The organism is Pseudomonas sp. NMS19W (assembly GCF_051554255.1).
GTDB lineage: Bacteria > Pseudomonadota > Gammaproteobacteria > Pseudomonadales > Pseudomonadaceae > Aquipseudomonas > Aquipseudomonas kribbensis.
In genome coordinates this window covers 1,701,115-1,716,408 of sequence record NZ_CP136718.1, presented here as the reverse complement: position 1 = coordinate 1,716,408, position 15,294 = coordinate 1,701,115, and the positions used below count along the sequence as shown (strand labels likewise).

15 protein-coding genes, 1 pseudogene and 1 riboswitch are annotated in these 15,294 nt (G+C 62.8%); of the genes and pseudogenes, 2 read left to right on the top strand and 14 right to left on the bottom strand.

Annotated elements, in window-relative coordinates; genetic code table 11:
- Window position 1 precedes the first annotated feature (1 nt).
- From cobC to cobO, 9 genes are read right to left on the bottom strand one after another with little or no spacing between them, the layout of a single operon-like run.
- A complete protein-coding gene (cobC, locus tag R1A29_RS07845) occupies window positions 2-577 on the bottom strand; it encodes an alpha-ribazole phosphatase family protein (protein ID WP_438301096.1) in 576 nt (191 codons plus the stop codon).
- A complete protein-coding gene (cobT, locus tag R1A29_RS07840; RefSeq protein ID WP_438301095.1) occupies window positions 574-1,629 on the bottom strand; it encodes a nicotinate-nucleotide--dimethylbenzimidazole phosphoribosyltransferase in 1,056 nt (351 codons plus the stop codon). Before cobT ends, cobC begins: the two co-directional genes overlap by 4 nt.
- On the bottom strand, window positions 1,626-2,147 hold the full coding sequence (gene cobU, locus R1A29_RS07835; RefSeq protein ID WP_438301094.1) for a bifunctional adenosylcobinamide kinase/adenosylcobinamide-phosphate guanylyltransferase: 522 nt from the start codon (window positions 2,145-2,147) through the stop codon (window positions 1,626-1,628). Before cobU ends, cobT begins: the two co-directional genes overlap by 4 nt.
- Window positions 2,135-3,601, bottom strand: coding sequence for a cobyric acid synthase (locus R1A29_RS07830; RefSeq protein ID WP_438301093.1), 1,467 nt, complete (start codon window positions 3,599-3,601; stop codon window positions 2,135-2,137). Before R1A29_RS07830 ends, cobU begins: the two co-directional genes overlap by 13 nt.
- Entirely contained in the window at window positions 3,598-4,608 is a 1,011-nt protein-coding gene (cobD, locus tag R1A29_RS07825; protein ID WP_438301092.1) for a threonine-phosphate decarboxylase CobD, read from the bottom strand. Before cobD ends, R1A29_RS07830 begins: the two co-directional genes overlap by 4 nt.
- Entirely contained in the window at window positions 4,601-5,509 is a 909-nt protein-coding gene (gene cbiB, locus R1A29_RS07820; protein ID WP_438301091.1) for an adenosylcobinamide-phosphate synthase CbiB, read from the bottom strand. Before cbiB ends, cobD begins: the two co-directional genes overlap by 8 nt.
- Complete coding sequence (bluB, locus tag R1A29_RS07815) at window positions 5,506-6,156, bottom strand: 5,6-dimethylbenzimidazole synthase (RefSeq protein ID WP_438301090.1); 651 nt, start codon at window positions 6,154-6,156, stop codon at window positions 5,506-5,508. The genes cbiB and bluB overlap by 4 nt, the downstream gene beginning before the upstream one ends.
- Window positions 6,153-7,448: a cobyrinate a,c-diamide synthase gene (locus R1A29_RS07810; RefSeq protein WP_438301089.1), complete on the bottom strand. Its 1,296-nt coding sequence runs from the start codon at window positions 7,446-7,448 to the stop codon at window positions 6,153-6,155. Before R1A29_RS07810 ends, bluB begins: the two co-directional genes overlap by 4 nt.
- On the bottom strand, window positions 7,445-8,056 hold the full coding sequence (cobO, locus tag R1A29_RS07805) for a cob(I)yrinic acid a,c-diamide adenosyltransferase (RefSeq protein WP_438301088.1): 612 nt from the start codon (window positions 8,054-8,056) through the stop codon (window positions 7,445-7,447). Before cobO ends, R1A29_RS07810 begins: the two co-directional genes overlap by 4 nt.
- 81 nt (window positions 8,057-8,137) lie before the next feature.
- Window positions 8,138-8,363: riboswitch (cobalamin riboswitch) on the bottom strand.
- Window positions 8,364-8,529: 166 nt separating this feature from the next.
- Between cobO and R1A29_RS07800 the strand changes: the two genes are divergently transcribed.
- Both R1A29_RS07800 and R1A29_RS07795 read left to right on the top strand, forming a co-directional pair.
- Entirely contained in the window at window positions 8,530-9,114 is a 585-nt protein-coding gene (locus R1A29_RS07800; protein ID WP_085710581.1) for a hypothetical protein, read from the top strand.
- A gap of 66 nt (window positions 9,115-9,180) precedes the next feature.
- A pseudogene (locus R1A29_RS07795) lies at window positions 9,181-10,493 on the top strand (PQQ-dependent sugar dehydrogenase).
- A 68-nt stretch (window positions 10,494-10,561) separates the two neighbouring features.
- On the opposite strand, the gene R1A29_RS07790 reads toward R1A29_RS07795, so the two are convergent.
- The 5 genes from R1A29_RS07790 to R1A29_RS07770 form a co-directional block, all read right to left on the bottom strand.
- Window positions 10,562-11,098: a C40 family peptidase gene (locus R1A29_RS07790; RefSeq protein ID WP_085710577.1), complete on the bottom strand. Its 537-nt coding sequence runs from the start codon at window positions 11,096-11,098 to the stop codon at window positions 10,562-10,564.
- A 218-nt stretch (window positions 11,099-11,316) separates the two neighbouring features.
- A complete protein-coding gene (locus R1A29_RS07785) occupies window positions 11,317-11,934 on the bottom strand; it encodes a C40 family peptidase (protein ID WP_438301087.1) in 618 nt (205 codons plus the stop codon).
- Window positions 11,935-12,148: 214 nt separating this feature from the next.
- On the bottom strand, window positions 12,149-12,853 hold the full coding sequence (gene hda, locus R1A29_RS07780; RefSeq protein ID WP_025111852.1) for a DnaA regulatory inactivator Hda: 705 nt from the start codon (window positions 12,851-12,853) through the stop codon (window positions 12,149-12,151).
- A gap of 219 nt (window positions 12,854-13,072) precedes the next feature.
- Window positions 13,073-14,146, bottom strand: coding sequence for an AI-2E family transporter (locus R1A29_RS07775; protein WP_085710575.1), 1,074 nt, complete (start codon window positions 14,144-14,146; stop codon window positions 13,073-13,075).
- A gap of 36 nt (window positions 14,147-14,182) precedes the next feature.
- The gene (locus R1A29_RS07770; protein WP_438301086.1) at window positions 14,183-15,238 is read right to left on the bottom strand and encodes a DUF2066 domain-containing protein; all 1,056 of its coding nucleotides are present in this window, start codon (window positions 15,236-15,238) and stop codon (window positions 14,183-14,185) included.
- Window positions 15,239-15,294 lie beyond the last annotated feature (56 nt).

Below are 15,294 nucleotides of genomic sequence, written 5' to 3'. Positions count from 1 at the left end.
GTCAGCGCACTTCCTTGAGCGAACCATCGGCCTCGACGATCAGCGAAAACAGTGCGCCGTGAGCGACTTCGACATTGAGCAGTTGTTCACGGGGCAAACCACGGGCACGGGCCAGCAACAGGCGCATGACGCCACCATGACTGACCAGCAACACCCGCTCCCCCGCATGCGCCGCATGCAAACGCATGACCGCCGCCAGCACCCGCGCTGAAAAGTCGCTGACCGCCTCACCCTGCGGCGGAGTAAACGCGTAGGGATCGGCCCAGAACAGTCCAAGCGCTTCGGCATCGGTCTCCATCAACGCCGCCGCGCTCTGTCCTTCCCAGACACCGAAATGCAGCTCTTGCAGATCCTTGTCCAGAGACACCGACAGATCCCGTTGCGCGCCCAACTCTTCAGCAAACCGCGCGCAACGCTGCAACGGCGAACTGACCAGCCGATCCCACGGCCCCTTCCCGATCACCGCCTCGCGCATCTGCGCCCAGCCCTTTTCGGTCAGCGCATCGTCGAGACTGCCGCGCAGGCCGCCGCCGAGTTCGGTTTCACCGTGGCGCAGCAGGTCCAGACGCAAGGTCATGCCGGGCGGTCCGCCACCGCGGCTTCGGCGAAGGTCGCCATCTGCCCGTGCAGGTCGCAGGCCAGGCGCAGCAACGGCACCGCCAGCGCCGCGCCGCTGCCCTCGCCCAGACGCAGGCCCAGTTCCAGCAGCGGTTCGGCACCAAGGGTTTCCAGCACATGACGATGACCCGGCTCGGCACCGCGATGGCCGAACAGCAGCCATTCACGGCAGGCCGGATTCAGCCGCACCGCCACCAGCGCCGCAACGGTGCAGATAAAACCGTCCACAAGCACCGCAACGCCTTCCTGAGCACACGCCAGATACGCGCCGACCAAAGCCGCAATCTCGAATCCGCCGAGACTGAACAGGGTCTGCAACACATCCCCACGTTGCACCGCGTGCAGCGCCAGCGCCCGCTCGATCACCTGCGCCTTGTGGCTGACGCCTTCGGCATTCAGCCCGGTGCCGGGACCGGTCAGGTGCGCCACCGGGCAATCGAGCAGCGCACAGGCCAGCGCACTGGCGGCCGTGGTGTTGCCGATGCCCATTTCACCGCCGATAAACAATTGCGTACCCGCCGCCTTCGCGCGCAGCACGCTGTCGCGACCGGCCTGCAGGGCCAACTCGCCCTGGGCCGATGTCATCGCCGCGCCCTTGGCGAAATTCGCCGTGCCCGGGCCGATGTTCAGATGACGCACACCCGGCAGGTTCAGCGACGGGGTCACGGTGCCCAGATCCACCACTTCCAGCTGCGCACCCAGTTGTCGCGCCAGCACGCTGATCGCCGCGCCGCCACTGACGAAGTTCAGCAGCATCTGGCCGGTGACTTCCTGCGGGAACGCCGAAACGCCTTCGGCGACAACGCCGTGGTCGCCGGCAAAAATCGCGATCCAGACCTGATCGAGTGTCGGCTTGATCCGGCCCTGCAATCCGGCCAGTTGCACCGCCACCGATTCGAGCTGCCCGAGGGAGCCGGCAGGTTTGGTCAATTGCTGCTGACGCGCCGCCGCGTTTTCAACGGCGTCGGTATCCACCGGTTTGCACGGGTTCAGCCACCAGGCTTGGGTCATAACGCAGGTCCTTTCAGAGTCAGGGGCAGGCCGGCGACGGTCAGGACGACTCGCTGACAACGCTCGGCCAGAGCTTGATGCAGCCAACCGGCTTCATCGACGTAGCGGCGAGTCAATTCGCCCAGCGGCACGACACCCATTCCGGTTTCGTTGCTGACAAAAATGATTTCACCCGGCAGCGACGCCAGGCATTCGAGCAGGGCTTCGCGTTCGGCGGCGAGACGCTCGACGTCTTCGAGCATCAGCAGATTGGTCAGCCACAGCGTCAGGCAATCCACCAGCAGGCAACGCTCGGCGCTGGCGGTTTCGCGCAGCACACGGGCCAGCTCCAGCGGTTCTTCGATCAATGCCCATTCGGCAGGACGTCGCGCCCGGTGATGGGCGACGCGTTCATTCATCTCGCCATCCAGCGGCTGGCTGGTGGCGATGTACGTCACGGCCAGCGCGCTGTCAGTGGCGAGTTTTTCGGCCAGGCGACTTTTGCCGGAGCGGGCACCGCCGAGGATCAACTGGAGCATGGGGACATTCCACAGAGTTCACGTAACAGCCCGGTATCGAGATGCTTCTCCACCAGATCCGCCAGCCGCTCGATATCGCGTTCGCGCAGGCCGTGGTAATCCACCTCCTGCACATCGTTCAAACCGGCCCAGCGCAACAGCGCTGCACTGGCCGCCGGCGATTCGAACAGGCCGTGCAGGTAGGTGCCGAATATCTGGCCGTCTGGACTTTGGGCGCCGTCGCAACGGCCATCGTCCAGATGCACAGCAGCGTTTTCCAGCGCAGCCCCAGTCGTCACACCCGCATGAATTTCATAACCGCTGACCTCGGCGTTTTCCAGCGCCAGACGCCCGCGCACATTGCGCAACTGCTTCTCGGCTTCGAGCTGGGTTTCGAATGCCAGCAGCCCCAGACCAGCACTGGAACCCGGCGCGCCTTCCAGGCCGAGCGGATCATGCACCTGCTCGCCGAGCATTTGCAGACCGCCGCAGATTCCCAGCAGCTTGCCGCCATAACGCAGATGCCGGCTGATGGCGGTTTCCCAGCCGTTGGCGCGCAGATAGGCCAGATCGCTACGGACACTTTTCGAGCCCGGCAGGATGATCAGGTCGGCTGGAGGAATCACCTGCCCCGGGCCGATGAATTGCAGGTCAACCTGCGGATGCAGTCGCAGGGGATCGAAATCGGTGTGATTGCTGATGCGCGGCAGTACCGGCACCACCACTTTCAGGACTTGCTCGGCCTTGTCGGTCTGACGCTGGTCGATGCCGTCCTCGGCCTCCAGATGCAGATCCATCACGTACGGCAGGACGCCCACCACCGGTTTGCCGGTGCGCTGCTCCAGCCAGTCGAGGCCCGGTTGCAGCAAAGCGATATCGCCGCGAAAACGGTTGATGATGAAGCCCTTCACCCGTGCCTGCTCGCTCGGTGACAGCAGTTCCAGCGTGCCCACCAGATGGGCAAACACGCCGCCTCGATTGATGTCGGCAATCAACAGCACCGGGCAATCCACCGCTTCGGCGAAACCCATGTTGGCGATATCGCCGGCACGCAGATTGATCTCCGCCGGCGAGCCCGCGCCCTCGACCATCACCAGCGGATACGCGGCGCTCAAGCGCTCGTGAGAGGCGAGCACCGCCTGCATGGCGATGGCTTTGTAGTCGTGATAGGCAAAGGCGTTCATGCTGGTGACCGCACGCCCGTGGATGATGACCTGGGCGCCGGTGTCGCTGTTGGGCTTGAGCAGCACCGGGTTCATGTCGGTATGCGGTTCAAGATGCGAGGCCTGCGCCTGCACTGCTTGTGCCCGGCCGATTTCGCCGCCGTCGGCAGTCACCGCGCTGTTGAGCGCCATGTTCTGCGGTTTGAATGGCACCACGGCAACACCCTGACGGGTCGCCCAGCGGCACAGCGCCGTCACCAGCGTGCTTTTGCCGGCATCGGAGGTGGTGCCTTGCACCATTAACGTAGTCATGCGGGTTTCTTGTCCATAGAGCGGTCCACGGCGAACGCTTGCAGGGCCTGCTCAAGACGCGCCTCGTCGGCGGCATTGGCCGGCAGACCGAAACGCAGGCTGCTGTTGTGCGTGAAGAGACGCAGGAGGATGCCGCGACGGGCCATGAATTCGTGAAGTGCGTGAGCATGCTCGGTGATCAGCCACTGGAACAGCGCACAGCCACCCTGAGGTTTGAAGTCGTAGCGTTCGAGCAACGCAGCCAGACGCTCGCTGGCTTCATCGCTGCGAATTCGTTGACGAGTGTGGCCTTCGGTGTCTTGCAGGCAGGCCTGCCCCAGCACGCGGGTCGGCCCGCTGACAGCCCAGGGCCCCACCTGCTCGGCCAGTAAACGGAGCAACTTGCGCTCGGCCAGCACGAACCCGAGTCGAACACCGGCCAGCCCGAAAAACTTGCCGAACGAACGCAACACGATCAGTCCGACCTGATGGGTATGCGGCGCCAGGCTCAACTGCGGGGTGTTGTCCATGAACGCTTCATCGACCACCAGCCAGCCGCCGCGCTGGGCCAGCCGTGCGTGCCAGTCGAGCAACTTCGCCGGAGTCAGGCTCAGGCCAGTGGGATTGTTCGGGTTGACCACCACCAGCACGTCGAGGCCGTCGAGAAAGAAATCGACCTCCTGCTCCAGCACTTCACGGACGATGTAACCACTGCGCCGCCAGGCCTCGGCATGCTCGGCATAACACGGCGACAGCACGCCGACCTTGCCGGCCCGTCGCAATCGCGGCAGCAACTGGATAGCCATCTGCGAACCGGCCACCGGCAGCACCTGAGCGGCACCGTAGTAGTCGCACGCCGCCTGCTCCAGACCGTCATCGGTTTCCGGCAGACGCGCCCAGGCCCGCAGCGGGATCTCCGGGACCGGAAACGGCCACGGCGCCAGCCCGGTGGACAGGTCGAGCCAGTCTTCTTCGGCGATGCCGTATTCCAGCGCCGCCCTGCGCAACCGGCCACCGTGTTCAAGCATAGAATTCAGCCCCCACGCAGAGAATCAGCAGCCATAACCATACCCCGCGCTGGACCAATTGCCAGCCGCGATCGATGGAATCGGCATCCGCCGGCGCACCCTCGCCCAGTTGCGGGCGCTCGTGCAGCTCGCCGTGGTAAATCGCCGGCCCGCCCAACTCGACGCCCAAGGCACCTGCGCCGGCAGCCATCACCGGGCCTGCGTTCGGGCTGTCCCATTTCGGACCCTGGGTGCGCCAGCATTTCAGCGCGAGTCGGGTCTTGCCCAGCAGCGCGTAGGTCAACGCCACCAGACGTGCAGGAATGTAGTTGAGGACGTCGTCGATTTTTGCCGCTGCCCAGCCGAAACGCTCGAAGCGTTCGTTGCGGTAACCCCACATCGCGTCGAGCGTATTGCTCAGGCGATAGAGCACCACGCCCGGCGCACCGGCCACGACAAACCAGAAGATCGCGGCAAACACCGCATCGCTGCCGTTCTCCAGCACCGACTCGGTGGCGGCGCGGGCGACGGCGGTGCTGTCCAGTTCACTGGTCTGGCGGCTGACCAGATAACCCACGCGTTTGCGTGCCTCCTCCAGATCATCGCTGCGCAAGGCCTTGGCCACCGGCTCGACGTGCTCGCCGAGGCTGCGCATGCCAAGGGCGCAATACAGCGCGACGATCTCGACAATCCAGCCCACATACGGCGCCCAGGACAATGCCGTGGCAAGCAGGGTCAGCGGCAGCACCGCGATCACCCAAGCGGTGACACCATGGCTGCGCCAGCCGCGCCCGCCGGTGTTGAAACGTTGCTCGATGCGCCCGGCGAAATTGCCGAACGCCACCAGCGGATGCCAGCGTTTCGGTTCACCCAGCAGCGCATCCAGCGCAACCGCGGCGACACTCAGCAACGCCACACTCATTGACTCACTCCCCAGAAATTTTCATACAGCAGCTCATTGAGCGGACGCGCCTGCGCCCACCCTTCGAGTACCAGCATCGGCGCCGGATAGAATTCCTTGACCGGCCCCAGGCAAAGAACCGCCAGCGGCTTGGCCCCGGCCGGCAGTTGCAGCAGATCCGCCAGCGCTTGCGGTTCGAACAGCGACACCCAGCCCATGCCCAGACCTTCGGCACGCGCCGCCAGCCACAGGTTCTGGATCGCGCAGGACAGCGACGCCATGTCCATTTCCGGCAGCGTGCGACGGCCGAAAATGTGCCGCTCGCGGTCGTCCATCAAGGCTGCGACCAGCACCTCGGCGCAGTCATTGATGCCTTCGACCTTAAGCTTCATGAACTCGTCGCTGCGCTCGCCGAGGGCTTCGGCGGTGCGTACCCGTTCTTCTTCCACAAGATTCTGGATCTGTCCGCGCAAGGCGCGGTCGCTGATGCGGATGAAGCGCCACGGCTGCATCAGGCCGACGCTTGGCGCCTGATGCGCGGCTTCCAGCAAGCGGCGCAACAGTTCCGGCTCGACCGTACCGCCACTGAAGTGGCGCATATCGCGGCGTTCGGCGATAGCGCGATAGACCGCTTCGCGCTCAGTTTCAGTGAAGGCGTTGTCGGTCATGGCACCAACAGTGCGGCAATCGCCGACGGGTTCGACGGAAAGTAAAAGTGCACGTACGAGGCAGTCATCCGCCCTTCCCGATACACCGCTTCGGCACCGCGCCCCCCATTGGGACTGTGGCCACGGGCAATCGGCGTCAGTTCGGTGGTGGTCAGGGAATGGTGATAGGTGTGGCCACGCAACAAGCCATCCGGGAATTCGACGGATTGCAGGGCCAGGGCTGCCAGACGCTTTTGCATCACCGCATCACCCTTGAGCAAACCGACCAGTTCGGCGCGGGTGCCTTCGACATCGGTCAACGAGTCGAGCAGATACAGCATGCCGCCACATTCAGCGAGCAGCGGTTTACCGGCGGCGTGATGCGCGCGGATCGCTTTAAGCATGTCGGCGTTCTGCGACAAGGCAACGTGGTGCAATTCCGGATAACCGCCCGGCAGGTACAAGCTGTCGGCTTCGGGTAATTGCGTATCGCGGATCGGCGAGAAGAAACTCAGCTCCGCACCCATCGCCCGCAACAGATCGAGACTGGCGCCATAGGTGAAGGCGAAAGCTTCGTCGCGGGCGACAGCAATCCGCACGCCTTCGAGCAGTCTTTCGGTCTTCACGACTTCAGGTGCGGCGAACTCCACGGCCGGTGGCAGCGCTACCTCGCAAGTGCCGGCCAGCGCTTCGGCGGCGGCGTCGAGACGTACATCGAGATCGTTCAGCTCACTGGCCTGCACCAGGCCGAGATGGCGGCTTGGCAGTTCGATCCCGGTTTCCCGGGACAGCGCGCCGTACCAGCGCAGACCTTCGGTGAGACTGCCTTCGAGCAATTGCGCATGGCGTACGGTGCCGACGCGGTTGGCCAGCACGCCGGCGAACGGCAAGTCCGGCTGATAGCGCGCCAGGCCCAGCGCCAGGGCGCCGAAGGTCTGGGCCATGGCCGTGCCGTCGATCACGCCGAGTACCGGCACGCCGAAGTGCCGCGCCAGATCGGCGCTCGACGGCGTGCCATCGAACAAGCCCATCACGCCTTCGATCAGGATCAGATCCGCTTCTGCGGCGGCCTCCCACAACAGACGACGACTTTCCTGCTCGCCGACCATCCACATGTCCAGTTGATAGACCGGCGCACCGCTGGCGCGTTCGAGGATCATCGGGTCGAGAAAGTCCGGGCCGCACTTGAACACGCGAACCTTGCGGCCCTGATTGCGATGCAAGCGGGCCAGTGCGGCGGTGACGGTGGTCTTGCCCTGACCGGAAGCCGGCGCGGCGATCAGTACCGCCGGGCAGTGACGTGGTTGATTCAAAGTTCGACGCCTTTCTGCGCTTTGATGCCGGCCTGGAAGGCGTGCTTGATCATGCCCATTTCGGTGACGGTGTCGCCCATCTCGATCATTTCCGGCTTCGCGGCGCGACCGGTGACGATCACATGCTGCATCGGCGGACGGGCCTGCAGATCGCTGAGCACCCGATCCAGATCGAGGTAACCGTGCTTGAGGGCGATGTTCAGTTCGTCGAGCACCACCAGACCGATCGACGGATCACGCAGCAGTTCGCGGGAGACTTCCCATGCAGCTTCGGCGGCGGCGATGTCGCGCTGGCGGTCCTGGGTTTCCCAAGTGAAGCCTTCACCCATCACATGAAAACGCACCTGCTCCGGGAAACGGCGGAAGAACAGTTCTTCACCCGTGCTGTTGCGGCCCTTGATGAACTGCACCACACCGCACTGCATGCCGTGGCCCATGGCGCGGGCGAGCATGCCGAACGCCGAGCTGCTTTTGCCTTTGCCGTTGCCGGTCAGCACCAGCACCAGGCCGCATTCGTCTGGCGAGTTGGCGATGCGCTCGTCGATCACGGCTTTTTTGCGCTGCATGCGCGCCAGGTGGCGCTCGTCGCGTTCGGGGGAATCAGTCATGGGGGAGCTCTCCGTTGAGGCTGGATAACGGCGGGCAGGCACAAGAATAGACGGCAACAAGCCTGGCATCGCCCACCGTGATGCCGCTGGATGGATCAGGCCGGTCTCCGGGCTCATGAGTGGCGTTCGCCTGGCTGCGCGCCTTCCCGCTTTGCAGCAGTGGCATCCGACGCAGCTTTCACTCATTTACCGTTGCGGGGGCAGCGCCGGGATCGTGATGGTTCTTCGCTTGAAGACAATCCTCACCGGCTTCCCTGTTTCACTCTGTCGACAGCGGTCACAGAGCACCTGAAACAAGCCGCGAAGGTTAGAGGGTTGGGGGTGGAGCGTCAAATGAAGAGGGGGTCGTGCGGCAAATAACTGCCGTCGATCAATTATCTGACGCCAATCTTGTGCCACACTGTCAGCAGTGATATCAAAGAGCCATGCTTTTTGACTGCAGAGAGCACATCACAATAACAAGGGAGAGCACCATGCAAGGCATGATCATCAGCAATCCGCGGCTGGAATTCCTGCGCCCGGTGCTGGAACGATGGTTTGACTGTATCGACCGCTACAACGCCGTGCGCGGCGACAACGACACCCCCTACTGGCACGACGAAAAAGCCAACCTCGGCCTGCTGTCCGCCGCCGCATGGATGGCCGAACTGGTCACCCTGCGCGACACCGCCACCCGCAAACAGAATGAGGAAGGCGAACGCAATGCCCGGGCCGACCTGTTCCTGGCCGGCGCCGAAGATCGCGCCTACATCCAGGCCACCCAGCGCTGGCCGCGCGTCAACAGCCTGAATCTGACCCAGGCCCTGGCCGATATCACCAGCGACGCCAAGCGCATCAGCTACGCCAGCGATCTCAAACTCGGCTGCCTGTTCGTCGCCCCACAGAAAGCCCAGCACAGCGCCAGCCCGGAAGAACTGCAGGACATGGTCGACGACCTGCAAAAGGAACACACCTGCGCTGTCGCCTGGTACTTCCCGTACGCCTACCGCAAATTGCGCAGCGAGGCCGGCAACTATCACCCCGGCATTGCCGTGCTGTTCAAGGAGGCGCGCGGCTGAGGGGTTGAACCATCGGGCTCGTGTGCTTCTCTATGATTAGGAATGCATTCATAGGGAAGATCAGTAATGCGCAAGCCCCACCTCGTTTTCGTCATCGCACTCGCCGGAGGGCTCACCGCCTGTGGTGAATCCTCCAGCCTGCAAGTCTCGGACGGCACCGGCCCGTCCCCCAAACTGCCCGAACCGAACAAGACCCTGATCCCGACGGTGAACATCGCCCCGGCGATCGGCTGGCCGGCCGGCGCAAAACCGACGCCAGCGGCAGGCACTCAGGTGGCGGCGTTTGCCGAGAATCTCGATCACCCGCGCTGGCTCTACGTACTGCCCAACGGCGATGTGCTGGTGGCGGAAACCAATGCCCCGCCAAAACCGGACGACGGCAAGGGCATACGCGGCTGGGTGATGAAAAAAGTCATGGGCCGCGCCGGTGCCGGCGTGCCAAGCCCGAACCGCATCACCCTGTTGCGTGATGCCGATCACGACGGCGTGGCCGAGACCCGCACGGTGTTCCTGCAAAACCTCAATTCACCGTTCGGCATGACTCTGGTCGGCAACGATCTTTACGTCGCCGACACCGACCGCCTGCTGCGCTTTCACTACGAACCCGGCACAACCGAAATCAAGAGCCAGCCGATCAAGGTCGTGGACCTGCCGGGGGGCCGCTCAACCATCACTGGACCAAGAACGTCATTGCCAGCAAGGACGGCAGCAAGCTGTACGTCACCGTCGGCTCGAACAGCAACGTCGGCGAAAACGGCCTGGATCAGGAAGAAGGTCGCGCGGCGATCTGGGAAGTGGACCGGGCGACCGGCAATCACCGGATCTTCGCTTCGGGCATTCGCAACCCCAACGGCCTGGCCTGGGAGCCGAAAAGCGGCGCGCTGTGGACGGCGGTAAACGAGCGTGACGAGATCGGCAGCGATCTGGTGCCGGACTACATCACCTCGGTCAAGGATGGTGGCTTCTATGGCTGGCCGTTCAGCTATTACGGCCAGCACGTCGATGTCCGCGTCGAGCCACAAAACCTGGACCTGGTGGCCAAGGCCATCGCTCCGGATTACGCCGTCGGCCCGCACACTGCCTCACTGGGCCTGACCTTCGCCGAGGGCACCACACTGCCGGCGCAATTCAAGGAAGGCGCATTCATTGGCCAGCACGGCTCCTGGAACCGCAAGCCGCACAGTGGCTACAAGGTGATCTTCGTGCCATTCAGTGCCGGCAACCCGAGCGGAACGCCGGTGGATGTACTGACCGGTTTTCTCGACAAGGACGAAAACGCTTTGGGTCGCCCGGTAGGCGTGGTGATTGATCAGCAAGGCGGATTGCTGGTCGCGGACGATGTGGGGAACAAGGTGTGGCGGGTGTCGGCGGCCAAATAGCCCAAGCCCTGAAACAAAAAAACCGTGGGAGCCAATGTGCTCCCACGGTTTTTTATTGATTCGCAGCTTTACGGGTTGTGCGCCAGATGCTCCGGCTGCAGAACGCGCTTGGCGCTCAGATAAGCCTTCTGCCAATACGCTTTCGACAGGCTGTCCAGCTTCACCGTACCGCCGGTGGCCGGGGCGTGAACGAAGCGCCCTTCCCCGACGTAGATCCCCGCATGACTGACCTGAGAGCCGCCATTGGTGGCGAAGAAGATCAGGTCGCCGGTCTGCAGCCCTTCCTTGCCGACATTCGGCGCCTGCATGACGATCATCTCGCGGGTCGAGCGCGGCAGGCTGATGCCCGCAGCGTCGCGGTAAACGAAACCGATCAGACCACTGCAATCGAAGCCTGAGTCTGGCGTGTTGCCGCCCCAGCGATAAGGCGTGCCCACCAGACCGAGCGCGCGGAACAGCACGTCTTCGGCAGCGGGAGAGAAAGCCTGGGAGGATCCGAACACAATCGGCGCGCGAACCACAGGGGCTGGCGGCGGAGTGCGGCTGGCGCAAGCGCTGAGCAGCGCTGCGAAGAACATCAGGGCAAGGCGGGCCGTCATCGTCATAAGCAGAACATCCTGATCTGGCTGCGGCTTTTACTGCCGATTCGACAGAAAACAAAACCGCCTGCGTCGGGACGCAGGCGGTTTGCCATCAATATAGATCAGGATTCTAGCGGCTACGCGGCAAACTTCAAGTAAGACTTTAACTTCACCTTGTAAAGTTTAAGTCTATTGCCTCTGAAGGACCGCCTGTCGCCACGAGCGTGGCGACAAAAGCGTGATTACTTGCGAGCGGTAACCACGGTTGGAGCGTTCGCCAAAGCGCGTTTGGCTTCGATGAAGGTCTTGCTCCAGTAGCTGTCACCCAGGCTGTCGATACGGACACCGCCGCTGCGACGACTGCTGGAGTGAATGAACTGGTTGTCGCCCAGGTAGATCCCGGCGTGGCTGACACGACCGCGACGACCATTGGTGGCGAAGAACAGCAGATCGCCCGGCTCGAGGTTGCCGCGTGATACCAGCGGAGCATCCACGTTGATCATTTCGCGGGTGGAGCGCGGCAGGTTCATGCCGGCTTCTTCGCGGAACAGGTAGCCGATGAAACCGCTGCAATCGAACCCGGCTTCAGAGGTACCGCCGAAACGGTAACGGGTACCGATCAGGGACATGCCGCGCTCAAGAATGCTGTCGGCCAGAACCGGAAGCTGGTAAGGCTTCTTGCCGTTGAAAGCGGCCAGTTCCTTTTCGGTGTCCAGCTCTTCCTGGTAAATAACGGAAGACTGGGCGGTGGCAGAATCTTTAGCCTGTTGTTGCTGCTCTTGAACAGGTGAATGAGCAGCGCAACCGAACAACAGGGTGACGAGTGCGAGAGGCACGAGGGGTGCGAAGCGCTTTAGCATGGGCACGACCGTGGCTGATAGTTGTAAAGAAGCCGAGACTATGCCCGCTATCAGCCTCATTTGCAAATTCAATCGATCTTTTTGTGACTTCCCGGTTTCTCGTTTACATCTAAGCGCTTAAGCCTATTTGAATCGAGACGCAGCCTGCGCAATGCACAGGAAAGCGGATTTTCTGGCGCCTGAAATATGCCGAAACCCGCTGAAAGCCCCGGTTTTACCAGCCCAGGGTTTCTTTCAGGAAGGGAATGGTCAGCTTGCGTTGAGCCTGCAAGGAGGCCTGATCGAGCTGCTCGAGCAGGTCAAAAAGCGCGCTCATGCTGCGAGTACCGCGAGTCAAAATAAAATGCCCGACTTCGTCGGTCAGATGCAGACCGCGACGGGATGCGCGCAATTGCAGGGCACGCAATTTGTCTTCATCGGAGAGAGGACGCATCTGGAAAATCAGCGCGAGGGTCAGGCGCGATTTCAAGTCAGCCAGTTTTACCGGCAACTCACGCGGCGAGGTGGAGGCAGCGATCAGCAATCGACGACCACTGTCGCGCAGGCGGTTGAACAGGTGAAACATCGCCTCTTCCCAGTCGGGCTTGCCGGCGATCACCTGCAAGTCGTCCAGGCAGACCAGTTCGTACTGTTCGAGGTTGTCGAGGATTTCGATGCCGCGATCCATCAACTCGGCCAGCGGCAGGTACACCGCCGGTTCGCCCATCTGCTCGAAACGCAGGCACGCGGCCTGCAACAGATGCGTACGCCCTACCCCGTGCTTGCCCCACAGATAGATCAGGCTTTCGGTCCAGCCGGCGTCGGCTTCGCATAGACGCTCGACATAGCCGAGTGCAGCGGCATTGGCGCCTGGGTAGTAGTTGATGAAGGTGGCGTCGTCACGCAGACGCACACCTAGGGGCAGCTGAATCGGTTTCATGCTGACTGAACAGTTCCCAAGGAACCGTTAGTGGCCTCTGTGTAAAGTGTGCGAAGTTTATACCCGTGAAGCGGAGCGCACAATGCGACAGACCCCAAGCAAAATCAAAGGTTTGCGTTAACGTGCTGGTTTTATGACAGTTTCTTTGGCGCCCGAGTGCCGGTATCGCCTGCATGAGACGGGCCAACCCGGCAATTCACCGGGCGGCCCTACCTCGCCTTACAGCTTCGGATCATCGACCCCGCTATACATTTCGGAGTCCTTGTACAAATCATGGACGTGGCGCACCAGCACCATGATCACCGCCGCCACCGGCAACGCCAGCAACACACCGGTGAAGCCGAACAGCTCACCACCGGCGAGGATCGCAAAAATCACCGCCACCGGATGCAACCCGATTCGATCACCCACCAGCAAAGGCGTCAGCACCATGCCTTCCAGGGCCTGACCGACCATGAACACCGCAACGATCCCGATCATCGGATACAGATCGCCGCCGAACTGGAATAGCCCGGCAATCAGCGCCGCGCCGATCCCGATCACAAACCCCATATAAGGCACGATGGCCGCCAGACCGGCGATCAGGCCGATCAACAGACCCAGCTCCAGACCGACAATCATCAGCCCCGCCGCATAGATCACGCCCAGCGCCAGCATCACCAGCAACTGTCCGCGCACGAACGCCCCGAGCACCTCGTGACATTCGCCCGCCAGCGCCACCACACGCTCTTCACGATCACGCGGCAACAGGCTGCGGATCTTGGCCATCATCACGTCCCAGTCGCGCAACAGGTAGAAACTCACCACCGGGATCAGCACCAGATTCGCCAGCCAGCCGATCAGCGCCAGGCTGGAAGCGGTGGCCTGGCTCAGCACCACGCCGACGATATCGGTGGTCTGGCCCATGTGCTCGGTGATCGCTGCCTTGACCTTGTCGAACTTCCAGAACCCATCCGACAGCCCAAGCTTCGACTGCGCCCATGGCAACGCCGTGTGCTGCAGCCAGTCGAGCATCTGCGGTGCCAGTTCGTACAGACGCAGCAACTGCTTGGCGAGCATCGGCACCAGCACCAGCAGCAACGTGGTGAAGATCAGGGTGAACAAGGCGAACACCGCAATCACGCCCCAGGTGCGGGACAAGCCGAGCCGTTCCAGACGATCCACCAAAGGGTCGAACAGATAAGCGAGCAACAGCGCCACCAGAAACGGCGTGAGGATCGGATGCAGCAACCAGACAAACGCGCAAAGCAGGAGCACCCCACCGAGCCAGAACCAACGCCGCGTATCGGCCATGTAACACTCCATTGCTTCTATATAGGAAAGAAAAACCTACCAGCGGAATCGCAACGCCGGCGCCGCAGGTGCCGGTGCCGGCGCAACGACAGGCGAACCGCCCGGCACTGCAGGCTGCGGAGCCACCGGAGCCGGCGCCTCGGCCGGCATTTCCTGCAGCTTCGCCAGCGACAACTGCGCCCGCAACTGATCGGCACTGCCATTGACCCGATACACTATGCGATCGGCATCGACACTCTGCAGCCGCACACCAAAAGGTTCGAGCATCCGCAGCAACGTCGCGTAATGCTCCAGGTTCATGCCCTGCACTTCCAGCGTCTGCTGACCCGAAGCGCCAGGCTTGGCGACAAAACGCGGCGCCAGTCGCTCGGCCACCGCCAACATCACGGCATCTGCAACAGCGGCCTGATCAGCCCCCTGCACACTTCCCGCCTCCTTTTGATCACCCAGCCACAAATGCCATTTGGCTTGCCACTGACCGCCCTCTTCGCGGGCATGCACGGCGAGCAAGGCGTCAGCGTTGTAACGCTCAGAGGCTGCATGCAACGGCGCGGGGTCGGTGCCTTCGAGCGTCGGCGCAGTCGCGACCAACTGCTCACTGAGATCCGCCAGCGGCAGGCGCAACGGCAATCCTCGGTGCTGGGCGGCACGCCGCAATGGCGCCGCACTGGCCTGACCGTCACCCACCAGGCTCGAGCCTTCGGTGGAGTCGTTCAGCCACCAGCTCAGAATCGACGGCCGGCTCGCGCCCCACAGCGACAACCCGGCACGGCGTAGCGCCTGCTCGGTGGTGGCCGGATCGAAGTCGACTTTCAACACTTCCGGCGGCCCCGCATCGAAACCAAACTGGCTGATGATCTGTTGCGGATCCTTGCGAATCGGCGCCAGCCCGGGATTCTGCGGCGCCTTCGGATCCCCCGTAAGACGCAGCACCAGCGTATCCAGCGCCGCCTGCGTGGCACGATCACGCTCCTCCGGCGACTGGCCGCTGACCGGTTCGCGCACCTGATAAAGCCCTTTGACGTTTTCGGCCTGGCTCGCCAAGCTGACCAGAGACAAGCAGCCCACTAACAGCAATTTACACAAACGCATGGAGAATTCCCGTCGACAAGAGCGGCTGGAACAGGCCGCGTGAACCGGATTGAGCA

Coding starts and splice junctions, on each gene's coding strand:
- R1A29_RS07775 (WP_085710575.1), bottom strand. CDS start 14,146: ATGGCCGATACGCGGCGTTGGTTCTGGCTCGGTGGGGTGCTCCTGCTT.
- R1A29_RS07785 (WP_438301087.1), bottom strand. CDS start 11,934: ATGCTAAAGCGCTTCGCACCCCTCGTGCCTCTCGCACTCGTCACCCTG.
- R1A29_RS07770 (WP_438301086.1), bottom strand. CDS start 15,238: ATGCGTTTGTGTAAATTGCTGTTAGTGGGCTGCTTGTCTCTGGTCAGC.
- bluB (WP_438301090.1), bottom strand. CDS start 6,156: ATGACCGACAACGCCTTCACTGAAACTGAGCGCGAAGCGGTCTATCGC.
- cobO (WP_438301088.1), bottom strand. CDS start 8,056: ATGACTGATTCCCCCGAACGCGACGAGCGCCACCTGGCGCGCATGCAG.
- cobU (WP_438301094.1), bottom strand. CDS start 2,147: ATGCTCCAGTTGATCCTCGGCGGTGCCCGCTCCGGCAAAAGTCGCCTG.
- cobC (WP_438301096.1), bottom strand. CDS start 577: ATGACCTTGCGTCTGGACCTGCTGCGCCACGGTGAAACCGAACTCGGC.
- cobT (WP_438301095.1), bottom strand. CDS start 1,629: ATGACCCAAGCCTGGTGGCTGAACCCGTGCAAACCGGTGGATACCGAC.
- cobD (WP_438301092.1), bottom strand. CDS start 4,608: ATGCTTGAACACGGTGGCCGGTTGCGCAGGGCGGCGCTGGAATACGGC.
- hda (WP_025111852.1), bottom strand. CDS start 12,853: ATGAAACCGATTCAGCTGCCCCTAGGTGTGCGTCTGCGTGACGACGCC.
- cbiB (WP_438301091.1), bottom strand. CDS start 5,509: ATGAGTGTGGCGTTGCTGAGTGTCGCCGCGGTTGCGCTGGATGCGCTG.
- R1A29_RS07800 (WP_085710581.1), top strand. CDS start 8,530: ATGCAAGGCATGATCATCAGCAATCCGCGGCTGGAATTCCTGCGCCCG.
- R1A29_RS07790 (WP_085710577.1), bottom strand. CDS start 11,098: ATGACGATGACGGCCCGCCTTGCCCTGATGTTCTTCGCAGCGCTGCTC.
- R1A29_RS07830 (WP_438301093.1), bottom strand. CDS start 3,601: ATGACTACGTTAATGGTGCAAGGCACCACCTCCGATGCCGGCAAAAGC.